The organism is Listeria marthii, from assembly GCF_014227425.1.
GTDB classification, from domain to species: domain Bacteria; phylum Bacillota; class Bacilli; order Lactobacillales; family Listeriaceae; genus Listeria; species Listeria marthii.
This window is the reverse complement of sequence record NZ_JAASWB010000003.1, coordinates 404,634-427,080: the sequence shown is the minus strand read 5'-3', so window position 1 is coordinate 427,080 and position 22,447 is coordinate 404,634. Positions and strand designations below refer to the sequence as shown.

General features: G+C 37.7%; 18 protein-coding genes. 15 read left to right on the top strand and 3 right to left on the bottom strand.

What is annotated here, in order from left to right:
* Positions 1-124: 124 nt before the first annotated feature.
* The 4 genes from HCJ55_RS07445 to inlK all read left to right on the top strand — a co-directional run bounded on the left by HCJ55_RS07445 (position 125) and on the right by inlK (position 8,304).
* Positions 125-1,897 carry a LapB repeat-containing protein gene (locus tag HCJ55_RS07445; protein WP_185503616.1) on the top strand — a complete coding sequence of 591 codons (1,773 nt, stop codon included), beginning with the start codon at positions 125-127 and terminating at the stop codon, positions 1,895-1,897.
* Positions 1,898-2,202: 305 nt separating this feature from the next.
* Positions 2,203-3,966, top strand: a complete 1,764-nt coding sequence (locus HCJ55_RS07440; protein ID WP_185517624.1) for a LapB repeat-containing protein — start codon at positions 2,203-2,205, stop codon at positions 3,964-3,966.
* 374 nt (positions 3,967-4,340) lie between these two features.
* Positions 4,341-6,074, top strand: coding sequence for a LapB repeat-containing protein (locus tag HCJ55_RS07435; protein ID WP_185517622.1), 1,734 nt, complete (start codon positions 4,341-4,343; stop codon positions 6,072-6,074).
* Positions 6,075-6,471: 397 nt separating this feature from the next.
* Positions 6,472-8,304, top strand: a complete 1,833-nt coding sequence (gene inlK / locus HCJ55_RS07430; RefSeq protein ID WP_185517620.1) for a class 1 internalin InlK — start codon at positions 6,472-6,474, stop codon at positions 8,302-8,304.
* A 33-nt stretch (positions 8,305-8,337) separates the two neighbouring features.
* On the opposite strand, the gene HCJ55_RS07425 is transcribed toward inlK, so the two are convergent.
* Complete coding sequence (locus HCJ55_RS07425; protein WP_185503612.1) at positions 8,338-10,227, bottom strand: acyltransferase family protein; 1,890 nt, start codon at positions 10,225-10,227, stop codon at positions 8,338-8,340.
* 210 nt (positions 10,228-10,437) lie between these two features.
* On the opposite strand from HCJ55_RS07425, the gene HCJ55_RS07420 reads away from it, so the two are divergent.
* The 9 genes from HCJ55_RS07420 to HCJ55_RS07380 all read left to right on the top strand — a co-directional run bounded on the left by HCJ55_RS07420 (position 10,438) and on the right by HCJ55_RS07380 (position 20,402).
* The gene (locus tag HCJ55_RS07420; RefSeq protein ID WP_185517618.1) at positions 10,438-11,145 is read left to right on the top strand and encodes a glycerophosphodiester phosphodiesterase; all 708 of its coding nucleotides are present in this window, start codon (positions 10,438-10,440) and stop codon (positions 11,143-11,145) included.
* 224 nt (positions 11,146-11,369) lie between these two features.
* Positions 11,370-13,046 (top strand): glycerol-3-phosphate dehydrogenase/oxidase, encoded by a 1,677-nt coding sequence (locus HCJ55_RS07415; protein ID WP_185517616.1) that lies wholly within the window; start codon positions 11,370-11,372, stop codon positions 13,044-13,046.
* A gap of 125 nt (positions 13,047-13,171) precedes the next feature.
* A complete protein-coding gene (gene miaA / locus HCJ55_RS07410; protein WP_185517614.1) occupies positions 13,172-14,089 on the top strand; it encodes a tRNA (adenosine(37)-N6)-dimethylallyltransferase MiaA in 918 nt (305 codons plus the stop codon).
* A 122-nt stretch (positions 14,090-14,211) separates the two neighbouring features.
* Positions 14,212-14,445 carry an RNA chaperone Hfq gene (hfq, locus tag HCJ55_RS07405; protein ID WP_003719566.1) on the top strand — a complete coding sequence of 78 codons (234 nt, stop codon included), beginning with the start codon at positions 14,212-14,214 and terminating at the stop codon, positions 14,443-14,445.
* Between the two features lie 109 nt (positions 14,446-14,554).
* Entirely contained in the window at positions 14,555-15,778 is a 1,224-nt protein-coding gene (hflX, locus tag HCJ55_RS07400) for a GTPase HflX (protein WP_185517612.1), read from the top strand.
* The gene (locus tag HCJ55_RS07395) at positions 15,771-16,997 is read left to right on the top strand and encodes a methionine gamma-lyase family protein (RefSeq protein ID WP_185517610.1); all 1,227 of its coding nucleotides are present in this window, start codon (positions 15,771-15,773) and stop codon (positions 16,995-16,997) included. The genes hflX and HCJ55_RS07395 overlap by 8 nt, the downstream gene beginning before the upstream one ends.
* A gap of 203 nt (positions 16,998-17,200) precedes the next feature.
* Positions 17,201-17,569, top strand: a complete 369-nt coding sequence (locus tag HCJ55_RS07390) for a MerR family transcriptional regulator (protein ID WP_003719570.1) — start codon at positions 17,201-17,203, stop codon at positions 17,567-17,569.
* A gap of 70 nt (positions 17,570-17,639) precedes the next feature.
* Positions 17,640-18,974 (top strand): type I glutamate--ammonia ligase, encoded by a 1,335-nt coding sequence (glnA, locus tag HCJ55_RS07385; RefSeq protein ID WP_008947682.1) that lies wholly within the window; start codon positions 17,640-17,642, stop codon positions 18,972-18,974.
* Positions 18,975-19,106: 132 nt separating this feature from the next.
* Positions 19,107-20,402 carry an arsenic transporter gene (locus tag HCJ55_RS07380; RefSeq protein ID WP_008947683.1) on the top strand — a complete coding sequence of 432 codons (1,296 nt, stop codon included), beginning with the start codon at positions 19,107-19,109 and terminating at the stop codon, positions 20,400-20,402.
* A 57-nt stretch (positions 20,403-20,459) separates the two neighbouring features.
* Here HCJ55_RS07380 and HCJ55_RS07375 read toward each other — a convergent pair whose 3' ends face one another.
* Both HCJ55_RS07375 and lexA read right to left on the bottom strand, forming a co-directional pair.
* Entirely contained in the window at positions 20,460-20,957 is a 498-nt protein-coding gene (locus HCJ55_RS07375; protein ID WP_185517608.1) for a GNAT family N-acetyltransferase, read from the bottom strand.
* Between the two features lie 30 nt (positions 20,958-20,987).
* The gene (gene lexA, locus HCJ55_RS07370; RefSeq protein ID WP_008947685.1) at positions 20,988-21,602 is read right to left on the bottom strand and encodes a transcriptional repressor LexA; all 615 of its coding nucleotides are present in this window, start codon (positions 21,600-21,602) and stop codon (positions 20,988-20,990) included.
* A 156-nt stretch (positions 21,603-21,758) separates the two neighbouring features.
* Between lexA and yneA the strand changes: the two genes are divergently transcribed.
* Both yneA and HCJ55_RS07360 read left to right on the top strand, forming a co-directional pair.
* A complete protein-coding gene (gene yneA / locus HCJ55_RS07365; protein ID WP_008947686.1) occupies positions 21,759-22,088 on the top strand; it encodes a cell division suppressor protein YneA in 330 nt (109 codons plus the stop codon).
* A gap of 96 nt (positions 22,089-22,184) precedes the next feature.
* Complete coding sequence (locus tag HCJ55_RS07360; protein ID WP_185391263.1) at positions 22,185-22,415, top strand: DUF896 domain-containing protein; 231 nt, start codon at positions 22,185-22,187, stop codon at positions 22,413-22,415.
* The last annotated feature ends 32 nt before the right edge of the window (positions 22,416-22,447 follow it).

Sequence of the window (22,447 nt, the reverse complement as noted above, 5' to 3'; positions counted from 1 at the left end):
TTCACAATTTGTCCATTGGTATATACCGAAATCGGGTATATAATTTAAATCATTAAGGCAAGCGATTAGCTGTCTTAAAGGTTTTCAATGACAAGCATTCTAATTAAGAGAGGAACAACACAAGATGTCAATCAAATCCAAAATTATGAAAATCGGAGTTTGTAGTGTAATGGTACTTGTACCTCTATCCCAAACTTCTTTTCCAGGTTTTGCTGCTGAGGAAATAGGAACAGACACAGGTCAGGGAGCTATTAATATTCCTGATTCAGTATTAAAAGCTACTTTGAATAGTAACTTAGGTCAAGCAAGCACGGCAGATATTACAGAAGCTCAGATGTCGAGTCTTAATGGTCTTAATCTAAGCGGTAATATTACTGACTTAACAGGACTTGAATATGCGAAAAACCTTAACATGTTAACTATCTCGGATATAAGTGCAGGTAGTTATGCACCGATAGCGCAATTAACTAATTTAGAACACTTAACTATTACAGGTTCTAATGTAACTTCAAATGCGATACCAGATTTAACGAGTTTAACAGCTTTAAAAAGTTTGAGCATAACTAATGCTAGCATAGATAATTCCGTATACTCTAAAATTAATAATATTTCGAGTTTAGCTAGCCTTAATTTGAAGGGTAATAAAAATATCACTAATGTGACAAATCTTAAAAGTTTGCCTAATCTATCGACTTTAGTAGTAGAAGATTGTCAGATTGCTGATTATAAAGGTGTAGAAGATTTCCCGCGCCTAACAAACTTTCAAGGTGGAAAACAAGCATTTGAATCGCAAGCAGTGACAGAAATTAAGAGCAATACCCTTAATTATGATGCGAAAGCGCAAACCATGTTTATTCCTTATAGCTTATTGACACCAAGTTCTTTAACCAATTTTGATGGTTCTAAAATCAATCCTTCCTTTAAACTCTATGAATATGAAGTGGAGTTGAGCACTGGAGCTGTTGCTGATAGTAAAATGACTGCTACAGCTGAGGGGATAACTATTAACGGCGTGACTCCGGCTGACTTTGATCAAATTGAAGATTTTTCTGTCTATACATTATTTGATGTTAGAAAAGCAACAAAACCTGCTAATTTAGCAACTGGCTATGGTATCAGTAACTCTTCTGTTAAAGGGAAATTCACAGTTGACCACTCTGTAAGTATTACAGCCGAAGATAACATCTCTTATATAGCTGGCGAAACAGTCACACCAGAAAAATTCTTAACAGATATTAACGCAAATGCTAATGGTCCGACAGTAACAAGTGATGTTGCAGAAAAAGTCGATTTTACAAAAGCTGGAACGTACACTGTTACACTTAACGCAGAAAATTCAACAGGCGTTAAAAGTGAACCAATGCAAGTAACAGTTACAATCATTGAAAAAACAGCCATTACAGCTGATCCAGAAGTAACATATGAGCTTGATGAAGCAAAAACAGAAGCTGAATTTTTGGCTGACATCAAAGCTGCAACAAATGATGAAACACCAATTACAAGTGATTTCGCCACTGTAGTAGACTTTACTAAAGCCGGCGAATACACAGTAACATTAAATGCAGAATCAGATGTTCAAAAAGCAAATCCACTTACTGTAAAAGTAAAAATCAATGAAAAAGCTGTCGATCCAGTGAAACCAACACCAGATCCAACACCAGATCCAGACGATCCAACGACGGACCCGGATAACCCAGAACCAACACCAACAAAAGGTAAAGCTAGTCAATCTGGTAGTTTAACAAGAAAATCTACAAAGTCTGGAGCATCTTATTCTGCTCAATCAACAATCAAAACAGTAAAATTACCAAAAACAGGGGATTCATTACCAGCAACAGGCGTAGTCGTGGGATTCTTAGTCTTAGGATTAGGCGTTATGATTGCTCGTAAAAAATAAATAAACAATATAAAGAGATAAAGATTTCATATTCAAAATTTGTTTTAGCGAAGAATTTTGTACTTTTAGGGAAAAAGGGGAGCTAGTAATCCAAGTATTTTTTCCTGTAGTGCAAAGTTCTTCGTATTTTTAAACAGTTTTTTCAGATTTATAAGGCTTTATTGATTCGGGAAATCCATTAAATTGACACAATATAGTTGTTGTATTTAAGGCTTCCGACGATATAATCTGCTTATTTGATTGGGACTAGCCATTCCAAAGACTTTCAATAATAAGTAACTTGAAAATAGAAAGGAACAACCAAGATGTCAATCAAATCTAAAATTATAAAAATCGGTGTTTGTAGTGTGATGGTACTCGTACCACTTTCTCAAACTTCCTTACCAAGTTTTGCCGCAGAAGAAGTAGCCGTAGAAGATCAACAAGATATCGTGAATATTCCTGACGCCGAATTAAAAGCACAAATTAATCAATACATCGGCCAGCCAGCCACAACGGATATTACCAAAACGCAACTAGCAGGTTTTAGAACACTAAGCTTAAGCGCTGGTATTACAGACTTCACAGGACTTGAATATGCAACTAATCTGGAAACCTTAACATTGAACAGCGTTAACGCAACTAACTATACAGCTATAGGGCAGTTAAAAGCATTAAAAACTTTATGGATTCAAAATTCTAATGTAACTTCTAGTTTAATACCGGATTTAAATGGTTTAACTAAATTAGAAAGCTTAAACCTAAGCAATACCAAGATAGATAATTCAGTTTATGTTAAATTTAATCAACTATCCAGCTTAACGGACCTTAATTTATCCGATAATAAAGGACTTACCAGTGTAAGTGAGCTTCAAAGTTTGTCTAATCTAGCAAGGTTAAATCTAAATAATTGTCAAGTGTCTGATTTTAGAGGTATAGAAAATCTCCCGCATCTTACGAGTTTAACCTCAACAGGGGCACAGTTTATACCATCGGAAGTGCTGCAAATTAAGAGTAGCACGCTTAAGTATGACGCAAAACAACAAACCATGTTTGTTCCATTTAATATCATGACACCGAGCCATATAACCAATTATGACGGTTCGGCAGTTAATCCTGCATACAAAAATATGGCCTATAGACTTATTTTAAATGATGAGGACGTTGATTACGATAGAATAACAGGTATGCCGGATGGTTTATCAATCACAGGTGTTAATCCAGCAGAGTTTGACCAAATTGAAACATTAACTTTATGGACTATATTCGATTCGAAAGACGTGAAAACACCACCTAATTTAGCTGGAGGAACATTTAATGTTAGCGGAGCAGGTATGCAAGACTTTACTGTCGACCATTCAGCCACTATTACAGCAGAAGAGAATATCTCCTACGTAGCGGGTGAAACAGTCGCACCAGAAAAATTCTTAGCAGATATTAAAGCCGATGCGAACGGCGCTACAATTACAAGTGACGTGGCGGACAAAGTCGACTTTACAAAAGCTGGTACCTATACAGTAACGTTAAATGCAGCCAATTCATTAGGCGTGCAAGCTGATCCAGTTCAAGTGACAGTGACAATTATCGAAAAAACAGTTATCACAGCTGACCCAGAAATCACTTACAATCTAAATGAAGCAAAAACAGAAGAAGAATTCTTAGACGAAATCAAAGCCGCGACAAATGATGAAACACCGATCACAAGTGATTTCGCGACTGCAGTAGATTTCACCAAAGCAGGCGAATACACAGTAACACTTCATGCAGAATCAGATGTACAAAAAGCAGATCCGCTTACAGTGAAAATAAAAGTAAGCGAAAAAGCACCAGATCCAGAACCAACGCCAGACCCAGAAACACCATCTGATGAACCGGTTCAGTCTTCTGATTCAGTAGATGACCCAAGCAATAATGAAGCAGAACAAGCAGCGGACTCAGTGAACCCAGCAGACCCTGTAGTATCTATTTCCGCTCAAGCAACTACAAACACAGTGAGTTTACCAAAAACAGGTGATTCGCTACCAGCGACAGGCGTAGTCGTAGGATTCTTAGTCTTAGGATTAGGTGTTATGATTGCACGTAAAAAATAAGTAAATAAAAAACTATTCGCTCTACATGGAGCGAATAGTTTTTCTTTGAATCTAGATATGGTTTTAGACGGATAATGAGTATCTATGTATACCTTGAAGAAGGAAAAACAAAAGCACCTTACTTGGAAAAGTCACAATTTAGTCACAGTTTATGAATCCTTTAGTAGTGCGTGAAATACTAGATAAATAGCTGGTTTCTCATGATATATGATTCTTTAAACCGGTTTTGTGATTTGATTATGGATGAAATTATCAATAATTGTTCACAAAATGGCTATTGGTATTTATAATCAATGGGTATATAATTTACTAGGTTAGACTAGTATTTAGCTGTTTTAAGACAATTAATTTGATAAGAGAGAGGAACAACAAAGATGTCAATAAAATCTAAAATTATGAAAATCGGAATTTGTAGTGTTATGGTATTAATGCCACTATCACAAATTTCTTTACCAAGTTTTGCCGCAGAAGAAGTAGCGGATGATGCAAGTCAGGATATAGTGAATGTACCAGATGCTGAATTAAAAGCACAACTAAACCAAGCGATGGGTAATGCTGCCACAGCAGATTTTACAAAAGCTCAAATATTAGGTTTGGAGAGTATCAGTTTGTCTGGTTCTATTACAGACTTAACAGGTCTTGAAGCTGCAACTAACCTAAAGACGTTAACGATAAATACTAAAACTATAACTAATTATGAAGCGATAGCGAAACTACCTAATTTGGATAGTCTATGGATTCAAAATAGTGATCTGACTTCAAGTTTGCTACCTGATTTAAATGGTTTAACCAATTTGACTACTATGTCATTATCTAATAATAAGCTAGATAATTCGGTTTATCCTAAGATTAAAAATCTACCCAACTTAGCTAGTCTTGATTTGTCTGGAAATAAAGCAATCACCAATTTTAGTGAGTTACAAAGTTTGGTCAACCTTACTAGCTTAAATGTTACCAACTGTCAGATAGATGATTTAAGCGGATTGGATGCTTTTCCAAAATTAACTAATTACAATGGAGGGGGCCAACAGTTCGCTCCTATGGAAGCGACAGCAATTAAAAGTAAGTCGCTTAATTACAACGTGACAGCACAAACCATGTTTGTCCCATTTGACATAATGACACCAGCTTCTATCACCAACTTTAATGGAGCAAAAATTACACCGTCATACAAACCTGACATGTATATGATAGCAACGAACGACGGAGTTATTGATGGTAGTAGAATGACTGGATCAGTTGAGGGGATTACCATAAGTGATGTGACGCCAACTGAGTTTGATCAGATTGCAAATCTCACTTTTTATACCATGTTTGATTTTTCGAAAGCAGGCACACCAGCCAATTTAGTAGGAAAAACATATACTATAGGTGCTGCGGGTATGCAAGAATTCACGGTTGATCACTCTGTAGATATTACTGCTGAAGAGAACATAACTTATGTTGCTGGCGGAACAGTGACACCAGCGAAATTCTTAACTGATATTAAAGCAGATGCTAATGGTTCAACAATTACTAGTGATGTGGCAGAAAAAGTAGATTTTGCAACTCCAGGTGTCTATACTGTTACACTAAATGCCCAAAATACTCTTGGCGTGAAAAGTGAACCATTCCAAGTGACGGTAACAGTTGAAGCGAAAACAGTTATCACAGCTGATCCAGAAATCACTTATAGTCTAAACGAAGCAAAAACAGAAGAAGAATTTTTAACAGAAATTAAAGCTATCACAAATAACGAAACACCAATTACCAGTGATTTTGCAACGGTTGTAGACTTTACAAAACCAGGTAAATACAAAGTAACACTTAGTGCGGAATCAGCGCTCCAAAAAGCTGCGCCGCTTACTGTAACGGTAACAATAAGTGAAACAATACCGGATCCAGACCCAACACCAGACCCGGATCCAACACCTGATCCAGACCCAGTTGATCCAGAAGATCCAGCTGAACCGGCTAATTCGGTCGATCCTGTAGTTGAAATTTCAGCTAACACACCTGTAACCACAGTGAAATTATTGCCAAAAACAGGTGATTCACTACCAGTAACAGGCGTTGTCGTAGGATTCTTAGTCTTAGGATTAGGCGTTATGATTTCCCGTAAAAAATAAGTGAACAAAAACTATCCGATCCCATAAGGGGCGGGTAGTTTTTTTATTTGCGTTCTTTTCGATAGCAATACTAAATGCAAAGAAACTATCCGCTTGATGAATAGGCGGATAGTTTCTTTGCATTTATCTCTATTTGATTCTGTTTCGACAAATTTCCGACAAATTATCCAAGCTTTTTTCTTATGTAAACTACTAGTAAAATCCTGCGCAGAAACTAGGCTCACGAAATTAAAAGTCCTAGCTAGGTACTAAAATTCATATTTTCAGCTGTTTTTGTACACAATTTATCTATTGGTATTAGACGGGAAGGGAACTATAATTACATCCATAAAGTTCCTTTTGAAAGCTTAGTAATCTTATCTAATCTAAATTAATAGAGTGGAGAGGGTAATGACTTATGTCAATGAAAACAAAACTAGTAAAAATTGGAGTATGTTGTGCAATAGTGATCGTCCCAGTTTCGCAAACTACTTTGCCGGTTTTTGCAGCAGAACAGACAGGTTTAAAAGCAAGTCAAGATAATGTGAATATTCCAGATGCTGTCTTTAAACAGTATTTAAATAGTCTTCTTGGACAAGCAAGTACAGCGAACATTACAGAAGCGCAGATGGATTCGTTAACAACTATTTCATTAAGTAAATTAAATATTACCGACTTAACAGGCCTTGAATATGCTCATAACGTAAAAGATTTAAGAATAGACTCAATTCATGCAGCGAATTACAATCAAATAGCTGGATTAAATAAACTAGAGAAATTAACCATAATGGGAACAGACGTCACTTCAGATAAAATTCCAGATTTAAGTCAACTCACTAATTTAACAAATGTTGATTTCTCACATAGTGCACATGACGACTCGATTTTAACTAAATTAAATGTATTGCCTAAAGTTTCATATATTAATCTAGATAGTAATGGGGCAATAACTGATATTATGCCACTAAAAAGTATGCCCGAGCTTAAAACATTATACGTTCAATTTTGTGGTATACATGATTATCATGGTATAGAAAATTTTCCGAAATTAACTCAATTATACGCATATGGACAAAATATTGGCGGGAAAAAATTAATTAACTCCGAAATCAAAAGTAGTGCTTTAACGTATAATGCTGATAATCAAACAATGTACGTTCCATTTACAATCATGACAGAACGAACTGTTAACTATGATGGTTACACGCCAGATTTTCTGAAGTCTACCTCTAGCAGCAATACCTTCTTTTCGATGAATGAACAAGAAATTAATGGTAGCCGACTAACGATTACTAGCGACGGCTTAACAGTAAGTAATGTTAGCAAAACAGATTTCGATAATCTTGAAAAAATGGAATTTAACGCGCGAATTGATTTACCATACGACACATATAATTCACCAGACCAATTTAAAAATGGCGGGAGTTACACTATTTCAGGTCCAGTCTATGATCATTATTTTACTGTAGATCATTCTTTGACTATTACAGCTGACAGCGAAAAAACTTATGTAGAAAATAAAGCAGTTACAGAAGCAGCGTTTTTAGCAGACATTCATGCGCAATCAGATGATGGTTCGGCAGTTACAAGTGATTTTGCTGATAAAGTAGATTTCACAACACCTGGGACATACACAGTTACTTTACAATCAGAAAATAATGCCGGATTAAAAGCGGATCCAGTACAAGTAAATGTAACAATTAAAGCAACAACAACTATTACGGCAGATAATAGCATTACTTATAAAACCAATACATCGAAAACAGAAGCCGAATTTTTAAAAGATATTCAAGCGAAAACGAATGATGGTACAGTGGTTACAAGCGATTTTGCAACGGTGGTAGATTTTTCTAAACCAGGAAAATACATCGTTACGCTAAACGCTGAAAATGATTTGCAAAAAGGAGCGCCCGTACAAGTGACGGTTATTGTGGAAGACGACACACCGGTGCCGGATCCAACGCCTACACCTGATCCAACACCAGACCCAACACCAAGCCCAACACCAAGCCCAACACCAAATCCTACACCAAATCCAGTGGATGTTACACCAAGCGTCGATAAACCAGTGACGCCAATTCCAAGCATCCCGTCGCTAACAGTAGATGAGAAGAAAGAGACAACAACAAGCGTAAAAACGGCAGCAAGTACAAATGCATTACCAAAAACAGGTGATTCCTTACCTGTAGCAGGAGTGACTGTTGGAGCATTATTGATTGGATTAAGCTGGATAGTTTCGAGAAGAAAATAAAAAAAGCTATCCGCCCCTATAAAGGGCGGATAGTTATTTGTTCATTACACTTGTTAACATAGCGACATATGCTTGAGCACCCGTTTTAGTTAAATGGACGCCATCAGGAGCGAAGTATTGTGTTTGGCCACTTGATCGTGAGTACCAATCAACAACGGTTACATTCGGTCTAGAGGCGGCGTTGGCGATGCTCTTGTTAACATCGGATTGCCAACCACGAGGAACGCGCGTATTCACTAAATAAATGGTTGCTTTATCAAATTGCTCTAATAAGCTATCTAATTGATCTGCTGTGAAAGGACCATTTGTACCGAGTTCGAGAATAACCGAGCTGCTTTCGGTATTAAATTTCTTATAGCCAGTAGCGGTTGTAATGGCATCTCGTAATTGTCGGCCAACAAGTCCATCAATTGTTACGTTTGGAACAGCTTCTTTTAAGTATGGTTCAATATCAAGCATTACCGAATCGCCAATTGCCACTGTTTGGGTAATTGTTGGTGTCGGAGCGACGGACTTATCTTTATTATCCGGTTCCTGCGCTTCGTCTTGTCCACTTGCTTTTTCTGTACTTGTTTCTGTATCTTTGGATGCTTCTTTTTCTTTTGCTGCTTTATCTTCTGTCTCTTTTTCTGTGTCTTTCTTCGTATCTGTAGTAGAAGTAGTTGTTTTAACGGAAGTCTGTTGTTTTTCAGCGTTTGTATTCACAGAAACGACATTGCTCATGCCAAGCGCGAATACGGCTAAAACAGCAACGAGACCAGCAAGGCTTAACCATTTACCAACAGGTTTACTTTTCCAGACGAAGTAGTTTTTGTCTTTGAATCCTTTGAAATAGCTGATGAAACCATTTTTTCGGATTGGTGTTTCGATAAAACGAAATGATAATTCAGCAATAATAAATGTGGCAGCAACTTGTAGGATAGCTCGCCAAATATTAGGTTGTGTAAGTTCGACAACAGGTGTCGTTAATGTGATGATTGGATAGTGCCATAAGTAAATACCGTAAGAACGCGTCCCAATCCATCGAAGCGGTTTGAAACTGAAAATTTTGCTTAGATAGGAAGCGGGGTGAGAAATGGTCGCAATCATGATAACACCTAGAATTGCAACTAATAACAAGCCACCGCGATATAAGAACGTTTGATATTCACTGACAAATGCTGTAAATAATATGAAACCGAGGACACTGATTGTTCCAGCGATATTTAAGACAGCTTTACTTTTCTTTGGAACGACAGGGCTAAGACGAGTGAAAGGCCAAACAAATGCAAGTGCGCAACCCGCAAGCAAATCAAACGCTCGAGTGTCAGTACCATAATAGACGCGGCTTGGATCCGTTCCTGGAACATACAAAATGGTCATCCAGATTGCAGAAAGTAGACCAAGACCAATAACGATTTTTAAAAGTAATTTTGGATTTTTCACCCATTTTAGAAAAACGAGTAAAAAAGCGGGCCAAATCATGTAAAATTGTTCTTCAATGGCAAGTGACCATAAGTTTTTAAGTGGTGATGGAAGTCCAAATGAATCAAAGTAAGATACATCGTGGAAAATAAACCACCAGTTACTAACATAAAAGAAAGAAGCAATTGCATCGCCGCGCAAGTTTTTTAAGATTTCCGGATGGAAGAAGACTGCGTAGATGACAACAACGACAATCATTACATAGACAGCAGGAATGAGTCGCCGGAAACGTCTAATCCAAAATTGTTTTAATTGAAGTGATTGTGTTTTTTCCCATTGTGTTAATAAAATGTTCGTAATTAAATAACCAGATAAGACGAAAAATATGTCTACGCCGATGAATCCACCTTTTGCCCAGCTGAAATTCAAATGGTAGGCGATTACAGCAATAACTGCGAGTGCTCGAAGTCCATCAATACTCGGAACATATTTTCTACTGTAGCGAGTAGTCCTTTTCAAAATAACATCTCCTATTTGTGATAAATAAATATGTGTGTAAACCTAGACAGAGATAGTAAAGAGATCTGTTTTTAGCTACATACTATAATACCATACATAAATCAAGAAGTAATTTAAAATGCTGAATTAATTGATAGTTTTTTTAAATTTGAGTATATTTACTTATTTTTGTTATAGTTAACATAAGTAAATAGTTTGGGGGGAAGCATTTTGACTGAAATATTTGCCCATCGAGGCAGTAGTGGAACGCATCCAGAAAATACGTTGCCAGCTATGAAAGCTGCCATTTTATCGGGTGCAGACGGGATTGAACTAGACGTCCATGTACTAAAAAGTGGAGAATTAATCGTGATGCACGACGAACGTGTTGACAGAACGACAAATGGGACAGGTTTACTAAAAGATTATACACATTATGAAGTGAAAAAATTAGTCATTGGTAAACGATTTTTCCGGAAGATTCGCGTGCCTATATTGGAAGAAGTGTTTAAGTTGGTCAATGGTTCTGGAGTCACGCTTAATATTGAACTGAAAACAGATGTCTTTGAATATGAAGGAATTGAACAAAAGGTATTGAAGCTAGCTAGTCGATTTCCCGCGGTTAAATGTATGTATTCTTCTTTTAATCCGGATACGCTCATTCGTTTAAGAGAATTATCAAGCACGGTTAAATTAGCGCTAATAACACATGAGAATTTGGATCAGGTATTATCATTACACGAAAAAATTCAACTAGATGCGGTACATCCACCACTCAAGGCAGCGAACAATCCAGTTCTTGGAGAAATCGCTGCACGTTATTGGACAGTTAACAAAGAAGAGGATATAACTCACTTTTTAGAGCTAGGTGCTAAAGGTATGATGACAGATTTCCCTGAAAAAGCAGTAGCGCTAAGAAATAAGAAACAATTCTCGTGAGCAAAACGCTTTCATTATAAAACGTTAAAAGCTATAATCATAGTAAGTTAATAAATATTATTGTCTGAGATTCGGAGAGACTGCAAAAGGCGAGCGCAATCGTCTTGCTTTGCAGTCTCTTTTTTTGTTTTTAGAACTTAAAGCGTTTCAGTTAGATTGAAAAGTGGAAAAGTAATCAAGAAGGCATAATTCAGATGGTAAACAATTTGAAGGGGGCAAACAAAATGGTACAATTATTTTCAGCATTTGACAGAGAAACAATCGAGAGAAATCTACAAGAAGAAAAATTTGATTTAGTTATCGTCGGTGGCGGGATTACAGGAGCAGGAATCGCTTTAGATGCAACTTCCAGAGGTATGAGCGTTGCACTTGTTGAAATGGGTGACTTTGCTAGCGGGACATCAAGTCGTTCTACAAAACTAGTCCACGGTGGTTTGAGATACTTGCAACAATTTGAAATTAAAGAAGTGGCAGATTTAGGAAAAGAACGTGCCATCGTCTATGAAAATGGACCGCACGTGACGACTCCTGAATGGATGATGCTCCCGTTTCACAAAGGTGGAAATATGGGTAAAACGACCGCTTCATTTGGTATTCGTTTATATGATTACTTAGCTGGTGTGAAGAAAAATGAACGCCGCAAAATTTTAAGTGCTAAAGAAACGTTAGCGAAAAATCCTTTCGTCAAAAAAGATGGCTTAAAAGGTTCAGGTTACTATGTTGAGTACCGGACGGATGATGCGCGCCTAACAATCGAAGTAATGAAAAAAGCCGTAGAGCTTGGCGCAAATGCGATTAACTATACGAAAGCAGAACACTTTTTATATGACGATAACAAACAAGTAGTTGGTGTAACTGTAACTGACCGTCTATCTGGCAAAGCATATGATATCAAAGGTCATCGTGTTATCAATGCTGCTGGCCCATGGGTAGATAAAGTGAGAAAATTAGATTATGCCACAAATAATAAACATTTACGCTTAACAAAAGGAATCCATTTAGTTATTGATAAACAAAAATTCCCGATGGAGCAAGCTGTATACTTTGATACACCTGATGGCCGCATGGTCTTTGCAATTCCACGCGATAAAAAAGTCTATGTTGGTACAACGGATACCGTATATGATGAAGCGGTAATCAATCCAAAAGCGCTAGAATCAGATCATAATTACGTCATCAAAGCGATCAATTATATGTTCCCAGACGTGCATATCACTGAAAAAGATATTGAATCAAGCTGGGCTGGAGTTCGTCCACTTATCTATGAAGAAGGAAAAGACCCTTCCGAGATTTCTCGTAAAGATGAAGTATGGTTTTCCGAAAGTGGCTTAATTACAATGGCTGGCGGTAAACTAACTGGTTACAGAAAAATGGCAGAGAAATTATTAGACGATGTTTCCAAATCGCTTGCTAAAGAAACTGGCAAAAAATACAAACCAGTCCAAACCAAACATTTACCAATTTCTGGTGGGGATATCGGCGGCTCGGAACATTTAGAAGCTTTCCTTTCCAAAAAAGCAAAAGAAGGAAACAATCGCTTTGGTTGGACACTAGAAGAAGGTCGCGAAATGGCGAAACGTTTCGGTAGCAATATCGATCAATTATTTACTTACGCGCAAGAACATAAAGACCAAAACGAAACCACTTTACCAAACAGTTTGTATGCAGAACTACGCTACTCCATCCAACACGAAGCAGTGACAACACCAATCGATTTCTTGTTGCGCCGCACCGGATATCTGCTGTTCGACATGCCGTACTTGCTTGAATGGAAAGATGCGGTGGTCGACGAAATGGCGAAACAATTCCACTGGAGCGACGACGTAAAACAAACTTATATAGAAGAATTAAATATCCAAATTAACGATGCTAGAAAACCGGCTGATTGGCACGATAGATAACAGTAATCGAAAAAGAGCGCACATCTTCCAAGGATTTGCGCTTTTTTATGAAAAAAGTCATTTTCGCTATTTTCAAGAAACCTTTTTCATGGTACATTGATTACAGGCGAAAAGGAGGTTTTTTTTTGAGCAAGATTCCTGTCATCGTCATCGTTGGCCCAACAGCTGTCGGCAAGACAAGTTTAAGTATTGAACTAGCGAAAAAATTGAATGGAGAAATCATTAGTGGTGACTCTATGCAAGTTTACCAGGGCTTAGATATCGGTACGGCGAAAATCACACCAGAAGAGATGGATGGTATCAAACATTATCTTATTGATGTGACGAATCCCTCTGTGCCTTTCACCGCAGCAAAATTCCAATCAGAAACGAGAAAGTGGATAGAAGAAATACACCGTGCTGGCAAAATGCCAATTATTGTTGGTGGAACCGGCCTTTATATTCAATCTGTTTTTTATGATTATGGTTTTGGGAACTCAAGCGAAGATAAGACTTACAGAGCAGAATTAGAACGATTAGACAAAACAGTTTTATGGCAAATGCTCGAACAACAAGATCCAGAAAGTGCGGCGCAGATTCATGAAAATAATAAGCGTCGAGTGATTAGAGCATTAGAAGTAATGCATCTAACAGGAAAACCTTTCTCGGAATATCAAGTTCATAACGAACTAAATGCTACCTATAAACCACTTTTCCTAGGACTCGATTTAGATAGAGAACTACTCTATGAGCGCATTAATCAACGTGTGGAGCTTATGTTTGAACAAGGATTAGTAACAGAAGCAAAAAAACTTTTTGATCAAAATTTAGTTGATGTTCCAGCAGTTCGCGGCATCGGCTACAAAGAGTTATTTCCCTATTTTGAAGGAAATAGTACACTAGAAGAAGCGAAAGAATTGATTCAAAAAAACTCGCGGCATTTCGCGAAAAGGCAGTTAACGTGGTTTAGAAATAGAATGGACATTGACTGGATTCAAGCAGGTACTAGCACCACTGAAGCCGAAGCGATGAACAAAGTCACGACCTTTTTATCAGCTAAATAGCGCTTTTCTGTTTGGTAGTAAGAAATAAAGGGTATTTGAAATTAGCCAACCAATTGCACAATGGAACTTCATTGGGGTTTGGGAAATTTTTTAGTATAAGATAGAGATTGGAGAGGGAAATTATGAAACAAGGTGGACAAGGATTACAGGACTATTACTTAAATCAATTGCGTAAGGAGAAAATTCTTGCAACTGTATTTTTAACAAACGGTTTTCAGTTAAGAGGACGTGTTGTAAGTTTTGACAATTTTACCGTACTACTAGATGTCGAAGGAAAACAACAACTTGTATTTAAACACGCAATTTCAACTTTCTCCCCGCAAAAGAATGTCGCTTTAAATCCTGATGCGGAATAAGTAACTTACTTAAAAGACAAGGAACTCGCTTTTTTGCGATGTTTCATGTCTTTTTTTTATGCGTAAAATATGCTACGATTAGTCTTGTCTGAAAAAGGGAGAAATGCTTGTGGAACGTGAAAAAATAATACTTGTAGGTGTCATTTTACCAAATAAAACAGAAGAAGCGTTTTGGAATTCAATGAATGAATTGCATAGCTTAGCGAAAACTGCAAACGGCGAAGTGGCCGATGAATTAATTCAAAAGTTAGAACGCGTAAACCAAGCGTCGTTCATTGGCTCTGGGAAACTGGAAGAACTTGCTGCACTAGTAGAAATGCATGAGGCGGATGTCGTTATTTTCAACAGCGAGCTCAGCGCCACACAAGTGCGTAATATTTCAGCGGCAGTCGAAGCGCGAATTATTGACCGAACACAATTAATTTTGGATATATTTGCGATGCGAGCAAAATCCAAAGAAGGAAAATTACAAGTCGCATACGCGCAGTATAAATATCTTTTACCACGGCTTAGCGGGCAAGGCGCTTCACTCTCAAAACTTGGTGGAGGTATCGGGTCAAGAGGTCCTGGTGAATCAAAATTAGAAATGGACAAACGGCATATCCGTGAAAAAATGCATGATATTAAAGCACAATTAACGCATGTGGAACAGCATCGTAAACGAATCATTGAACGCAGAAACACGCAATCGGTCTTTCGTTTTGGGTTAATTGGTTATACGAATGCGGGAAAATCAACTATTTTCAACTGCCTAACTAACGAAACAACGTTACAAGAAGATAAGCTATTTGCCACCCTAGATCCAACAACGCGAAAAATCCGATTTTCTGGCGGATTCCAAGCACTTTTAACCGATACAGTAGGTTTTATCCAAGATTTACCAACAACGCTCATTGCTGCATTTCGTTCTACACTAGAAGAAACCGCGAATGTCGATGTATTGATTCACGTTGTTGATGCCTCGAATCCTGACTACTTGCAGCACGAAACAACCGTCGTTTCTTTACTGGAAGAGCTGGAAATGAATCATCTGCCAACCTTGGTGATATACAATAAAATGGATCAGGCGCCAGCTTCTTTTGTGCCAGATCAACCAGAACATTTACTCATTACGGCCTTAGATTCAGTGGCTCCAGAAATAATCAAACAGCGAATGATAGAATTAATCGAAAAAAATTGGATGTTCTTTACGATGGAACTTTCAGAAGAAAAAGGAAAAGAGTTAGCGCAAATCAAACAACAGGCTTGGGTAACGAAATTAGAATACATCGAGAGTAAGCAAAGTTACTATATTGAAGGATATAAGCCGAGGAAGGAGTCCAGCAATGACTGATATTCAAGCATTAAGAAAAAAAGTAGAAGCACAAATTGCCGACTTGCAAAAGGAAACAGACGAAATTGCGGAATTTAATCAAGCGAAAGTATTAGACGCTTTTCAAGAAAACAAAGTAAGTGATTTTCATTTTCACCCGTCGACAGGATACGGTTATGATGATGAAGGAAGAGATACATTAGAGCGTGTTTATGCGAGTGTGTTTAAAACAGAAGCAGCTCTTGTACGTCCGCAAATCATTTCGGGAACGCATGCTATTTCTACGGTGTTATTTGGGATTCTGCGCCCTGAAGATGAATTACTTTATATTACAGGGCAACCTTACGATACATTAGAAGAAATTGTTGGAATGCGGAGCCAAGGCCAAGGTTCTTTGAAAGATTTTCATATTGGCTATAATTCTGTGCCTTTACAAGTAAATGGAGACGTGGATTTTCCGGCTGTTGCTGAAAAAATGACACCGAAGACAAAAATGATCGGCATTCAGCGTTCGCGTGGTTATGCCGACAGACCTTCCTTCACAATCGAAAAAATAAAAGAAATGATTGCTTTTGTAAAAAATATCAATCCAAAAGTAATCGTTTTTGTCGACAATTGTTACGGAGAATTCGCGGAATATTTGGAGCCTACAGAATTTGGGGCTGATATCATCGCGGGCTCTTTGATCAAAAATCCTGGTGGCGGTTTAGCGAAAACAGGTGGCTACATTGCAGGGACAGAAGCGCTAGTTGATTTATGCGGTTACCGCCTGACTACTCCTGGAATAGGCAGGGAAGCAGGCGCATCGCTCTACAGTTTATTAGAAATGTACCAAGGTTTCTTTTTGGCGCCGCATGTAACTGCTCAAGCAATCAAGGGGGCACGTTTCACGGCTGCGATGTTAGCTGAATTTGGTGTAGAAGCTGATCCAGTTTGGGACGCACCACGGACAGATTTAATCCAAAGCGTTTCCTTCCATGATAAAGAGAAAATGGTCGCTTTTGCTCAAGCTATCCAAGCAGCTTCCCCGGTAAATGCCCACGTTTTACCAATTGGGGCTTATATGCCAGGCTACGAAGATGACGTGATAATGGCAGCTGGGACATTTATTCAAGGTGCAAGCTTAGAACTAACAGCAGATGGTCCGATTAGAGAGCCTTATCAACTCTATGTACAAGGTGGTTTGACGTACGAACATATCAAAATCGCAGTCACTCGGGCAATCGAAAAAACATTATAAACAAGTAACATTAATATTCAAAAAATAATTTTAAATTTTTTACCGTGCTTTCATTAGTCACGGTTTTTTTATGTCGAAAAGCCTGGTATAGAAGGGATTGTTATTGATGTTAGATTATCTTACATAAATTTGACAAAACATCTGACGTACATTATAATGCTACTATCATCAAAAAAATAATTATGTTTTGAGGAGGAGTTGTCGTGAGTGAAAAGGAAATCCGGAGATCAATGCCGCTGTTTCCAATTGGGCCTGTAATGAAGCTAACTGATCTCACCGCTAGACAAATTCGCTACTATGAAGACCAAGGATTAATCCATCCAGCACGTAATCAAGGAAATCACCGTTTGTACTCACTTCAAGACATTGATGTTCTGCTAGAGATAAAAGATTATTTGAATGATGGTCTGAATATTGCGGGAATTAAGAAAATGTACCAAATGCAACAAAAAGAATCAAAAGAACCTTTAACAGATGATGATGTACGCAAAATACTTAGAAAAGAAATGCAGCAAGCAGGTCGCTTTGTGAAGCAAGATGCGACAGGGAAACAACAATTACCAAGGTTTTAAAAAGACAAGAAGAGGTATTTACTTTATTTAGAAGTTAATATAATTAGATTATTTAGGAGGAATTTAGATTATGGCAAAATATACAAAAGAAGACATTTTCCGCTTTGCAGATGAACAAAATGTAAAATTTATTCGTTTACAGTTCACGGATATTTTAGGAATAATTAAGAATGTGGAAATTCCTGTTAGCCAACTAAAGAAAGCACTAGATAACAAAATCATGTTTGATGGTTCCTCCATTGAAGGCTTTGTACGTATTGAAGAGTCGGATATGTATTTATTCCCAGACTTAGACACTTGGGTGGTATTCCCTTGGACAGCTGAAAAAGGAAAAGTTGCAAGAATGATTTGTGACATTTTTAATCCTGATATGACACCATTTGCAGGTGACCCACGCGCTAATTTAAAACGTGTACTTAAAGAAATGGAAGAGCTAGGATTTACAGAGTTCAACTTAGGACCTGAACCAGAATTCTTCCTATTCAAATTAGATGAAAATCGTCGTCCGACATTAGAATTAAATGATAGTGGTGGTTACTTCGATTTAGCACCAACTGACTTAGGCGAAAACTGTCGCCGTGATATCGTGCTTGAACTAGAAGAAATGGGCTTTGAAATTGAAGCATCTCACCATGAAGTAGCACCAGGTCAACACGAAATTGACTTTAAATACGAAGATGCCGTTACAGCGTGTGATAGCATTCAAACATTTAAGTTAGTTGTTAAAACAATCGCTCGTAAACATGGTCTGCATGCGACATTTATGCCAAAACCACTATTTGGTGTTAATGGTTCTGGAATGCATTTCAATATGTCTCTATTTAATGAAGAAGGCAATGCTTTCTACGATGAAAATGGTGAACTTGAATTAAGTCAAACAGCATACCATTTCTTAGCGGGAATGTTAAAACATGCTCGTGGATATACAGCTGTTACAAACCCAACAATCAATTCGTTCAAACGTTTAGTTCCTGGATATGAAGCACCATGTTACATCGCGTGGTCAGGTAAAAACCGTAGCCCGCTTGTACGTGTTCCAAGCTCCCGCGGACTAAGCACTCGTCTGGAATTACGTAGTGTGGATCCATCCGCTAATCCATATTTAGCAATGGCTGTACTACTAAAAGCTGGTTTATCTGGAATTAAAGATGAATTAACTCCTCCAGCACCAGTTGACCGTAACATTTACGGCATGAACGAAGAAGAACGTGAAGCAACTGGCATTTATGATCTTCCAGAAAGCTTAGGCCATGCTTTAATCGAACTTGAAAAAGACGATATTATTAAAGAAGGTTTAGGTGAACACATTTTCGAACACTTTATTGAAGCAAAAACAATCGAGTGCGATATGTTCCGTACGGCGGTTCATCCATGGGAACGCGAACAATATCTTGAAATCTATTAATAGTCAAAAGCTCGTTTCCTCATCGGGGGAAACGAGTTTTTTTGTGCGGAATCGGAAATCAAATAGTTGATGTTTAGTTGATAGAGGCATATATTTAAAAATGTCTAAGTAAAAGAAGGGAAAGAGGAAGAAATGCAAATTACTTTAGCTATTTTAGTTTTTGCAGTAACACTTTTATTTGTTATTTGGCAGCCGAAAAACTTGTCAATTGGCTGGTCAGCTTGTGGTGGGGCGTTACTTGCTTTGTTATTTGGCGTGGTTACTTTGTCAGATGTAGCAACGGTCACAGGGATAGTTTGGAATGCCACACTCGCGTTTATTGCCATTATTATTATTTCGCTTATTTTAGATGAAATTGGATTTTTCGAGTGGGCGGCCCTGCACATGGCAAGATTGGCAAAAGGAAACGGTTTGTTGATGTTTGTGCTGATTTCGATTTTGGGTGCTTTGGTTGCGGCGCTTTTTGCTAATGACGGGGCGGCATTGATTTTGACGCCGATTGTTTTAGCGATGGTACGGGCGCTAAACTTTGATGAGAGAAAGGTGTTTCCGTTTATTATTGCTGGTGGATTTATTGCGGATACCACGTCATTGCCACTTGTAGTCAGTAATTTAGTTAACATTGTTTCGGCTGATTTCTTTGGAATTAGTTTTTCGCAGTATGCGCTCATTATGTGGATTCCAACAGTGTTTTCCTTGGTGGCGAGCATTGGTGTTTTATACCTATATTTTCGCAAAGCATTGCCTAGAAAATATGATGCAAGCGAGATTCGAGAGCCAGCCTCTGCGCTTAAAGATAAGAAAATGTTCCGTATTTCGTGGGGGATACTTGTTATCCTCGTAGCCGGCTATTTTTTGAGCAGTTTTTTAGCTATTCCTGTATCGTTTATTGCTTTATTAGTCGCTTTAATCTTTTTGTTAGTTGGAGCTAAGAGTCATTCAGTATCAACTCGTTCTATTATAAAAGGGGCGCCTTGGAATATTGTATTTTTCTCCGTGGGGATGTATGTGGTGGTGTATGGTCTGCAAAATGCAGGAATCACCAAATTATTAGCAGAAGTTATTTCTTATGTCGCTAATTTCGGCCTATTTGCTGGTACGATTGGAATGGGCTTTATTGCTGCGATACTATCTTCTGTCATGAATAACTTGCCTACTGTGATGATAAATGCGCTAGCGATTGATCATACTTCGTTTACTGGAGTGATGAAAGAAGCATTGGTATACGCCAATGTTATCGGATCTGACTTGGGGCCGAAAATAACACCAATTGGGTCACTTGCAACTTTACTTTGGTTACATGTGTTGGCTCAGAAAGGTATAAAGATAAGCTGGGGTTCCTACTTTAAAATTGGCATTGTAATAACGATACCAGTATTATTTATTACGCTTGTGGGTCTCTATATTTCCTTGTTAATTTGGAACTAAAAAATCCCTGTACACCAATTGTACAGGGATTTTTTATGCCTTATAAAGAACATGTGGTCAAAGTGGATCTCCATTTACTAAGGCTGGATGATTGAAAGTAGCTATTTTAGTTAAGGCGATTTTTTTCATTACTTGTTCTGAAGGCTTATTTAATGTTGCTGTGAAACTATATATTTCCTCAATCGAGGTGTGCTCGTTAGCATATGCAATTGCGCCTAGTGCAGCTTCTGTAGCATAGCCTTGATTCCACACTGTCTTTTTTAAACGCCAACCAATTTCGATACAAGGTGTAAAATCTGCTTCGAAAGTAGCCTCATGAAATCCAGTAAATCCAATGAATTCTCCAGTAGATTTTTCTTCGATTGCAAAAAGGCCGTATCCGAGTGAAGTTAGTTCTTTTTGATTTCTATCTAGCAGTGCGTCGCTTTCTTTTGTAGTTAATAGAGCTGGGAAGTATTTCATCACTTCTTTATCTGCGTTCAGTTGACTAAAAGGAAGGTAATCACTTGCGATATAATCTCTTGCAATAAGTCGTTCGGTTTCAAAATAAATCAAGCTAACACCCACCTGTTCTAATCAATGAAATTAGCGAATATCTCTATAAAGCCCGATTACTTTACCAAGAATAGTTACGTTATTTAAAAGGATAGGTTCTAGCGCATCATTCTCAGGTTGTAATCTAAAATGATTCGCTTCTTTATAGAAACGTTTACAGGTTGCTTCGTTTTCGTCGGTCATTGCAACCACGATTTCGCCGTTTATTGCAGAACTTTGTTGTCTAACGATTACTTTGTCGCCATCGAGAATTCCGGCGTTAATCATACTTTCACCGTCGATTTCTAACATAAAGACATTGGTTTCACCAGCTGCCATGTATTCTGGTAGTGGGAAGTATTCGTCAATGTTTTCAACCGCGGTAATAGGCATTCCGGCTGTAACCTTACCGATAATAGGAATATTTACTACATTAGGCGTTTCCGCTTCATCTTCTAAAGATAATATTTCAATCGCACGAGGCTTTGTTGGGTCACGTCTAATTAGGCCTTTACCTTCAAGGCGAGCTAAATGTCCATGAACAGTTGAGCTGGAAGCGAGACCAACAGCTTCACCAATTTCCCGTACGGAAGGTGGATAACCTTTTTCTTTTACTTCTGATTTAATAAATTCATATATATCTTGTTGGCGTTTAGATATTTTCATGGTTTCACCTCATTGAATTAATGGTTATTTTATAATTCAAGTATAGCAAAAGAAAACCCAATATGCAAACAAAGGTTCGTTTTTTTATTGACAAGTGCGAACAGTTGTTCTATAATATAGAAAAGCGAACATACATTCTTTTTGGAGGGATTATTAATGACTTTGAAATTAATTTGGGATAAATTTTATGTTTCTATTATATTTGTACTTACTTGCATCGTTCTGGGGATTATTTTAATGTGTACAGTAGTTGGCGGGGGAAAAGACTATTCAGAAGTAAATGTAAATGAAGGTGACTCATTATGGGCGATAGCAGACAAATACGCAGGTAAGAGTGATATGGCTAAAGCGGACTTCGTTTCCTGGGTAGAAAAAGAAAATAATCTTTCGGATGGTCATGTAGAAGCTGGGGATTCTGTTGTAATTCCAGTCCACAAAACAAAGTTGTTAAAGAGTGACAGCACGATTCAATTAGCAAACCAGTAAGGTCGATTTAGTGGCCATTTATGATATAATAGTAGAAAGTAGCGTTTTTTGCTGCTTTCTTATTTTTTATAATTTTGAAGAAAAGGATGAAGTATTATGCTAGAAAAAGCTAAAATAGATCGTATCAATGAACTTTCTAAAAAGAAAAAAGCGGGAACTTTAACTGCCGCAGAAAAAGTAGAGCAAGATAAATTACGCAAAGAGTATATAAAATCATTTCGTACCCATATGAAAGGTACGATTGAGAATACGACAATTATTGACCCGAATGGAAAAGATGTAACACCGCACAAAGTAAAACAACTCAGAAAAAATAAGAACCAATAATTAATACCAAATAAACATTTTCGAGCAAATGA

What these genes read in the sequence shown, in the direction of transcription:
- HCJ55_RS07445 (WP_185503616.1), top strand. Translation starts at nt 125, where the DNA reads ATGTCAATCAAATCCAAAATTATGAAAATCGGAGTTTGTAGTGTAATG.
- HCJ55_RS07440 (WP_185517624.1), top strand. Translation starts at nt 2,203, where the DNA reads ATGTCAATCAAATCTAAAATTATAAAAATCGGTGTTTGTAGTGTGATG.
- HCJ55_RS07435 (WP_185517622.1), top strand. Translation starts at nt 4,341, where the DNA reads ATGTCAATAAAATCTAAAATTATGAAAATCGGAATTTGTAGTGTTATG.
- inlK (WP_185517620.1), top strand. Translation starts at nt 6,472, where the DNA reads ATGTCAATGAAAACAAAACTAGTAAAAATTGGAGTATGTTGTGCAATA.
- HCJ55_RS07415 (WP_185517616.1), top strand. Translation starts at nt 11,370, where the DNA reads ATGGTACAATTATTTTCAGCATTTGACAGAGAAACAATCGAGAGAAAT.
- hfq (WP_003719566.1), top strand. Translation starts at nt 14,212, where the DNA reads ATGAAACAAGGTGGACAAGGATTACAGGACTATTACTTAAATCAATTG.
- HCJ55_RS07395 (WP_185517610.1), top strand. Translation starts at nt 15,771, where the DNA reads ATGACTGATATTCAAGCATTAAGAAAAAAAGTAGAAGCACAAATTGCC.
- glnA (WP_008947682.1), top strand. Translation starts at nt 17,640, where the DNA reads ATGGCAAAATATACAAAAGAAGACATTTTCCGCTTTGCAGATGAACAA.
- HCJ55_RS07380 (WP_008947683.1), top strand. Translation starts at nt 19,107, where the DNA reads ATGCAAATTACTTTAGCTATTTTAGTTTTTGCAGTAACACTTTTATTT.
- lexA (WP_008947685.1), bottom strand. Translation starts at nt 21,602, where the DNA reads ATGAAAATATCTAAACGCCAACAAGATATATATGAATTTATTAAATCA.
- yneA (WP_008947686.1), top strand. Translation starts at nt 21,759, where the DNA reads ATGACTTTGAAATTAATTTGGGATAAATTTTATGTTTCTATTATATTT.
- HCJ55_RS07360 (WP_185391263.1), top strand. Translation starts at nt 22,185, where the DNA reads ATGCTAGAAAAAGCTAAAATAGATCGTATCAATGAACTTTCTAAAAAG.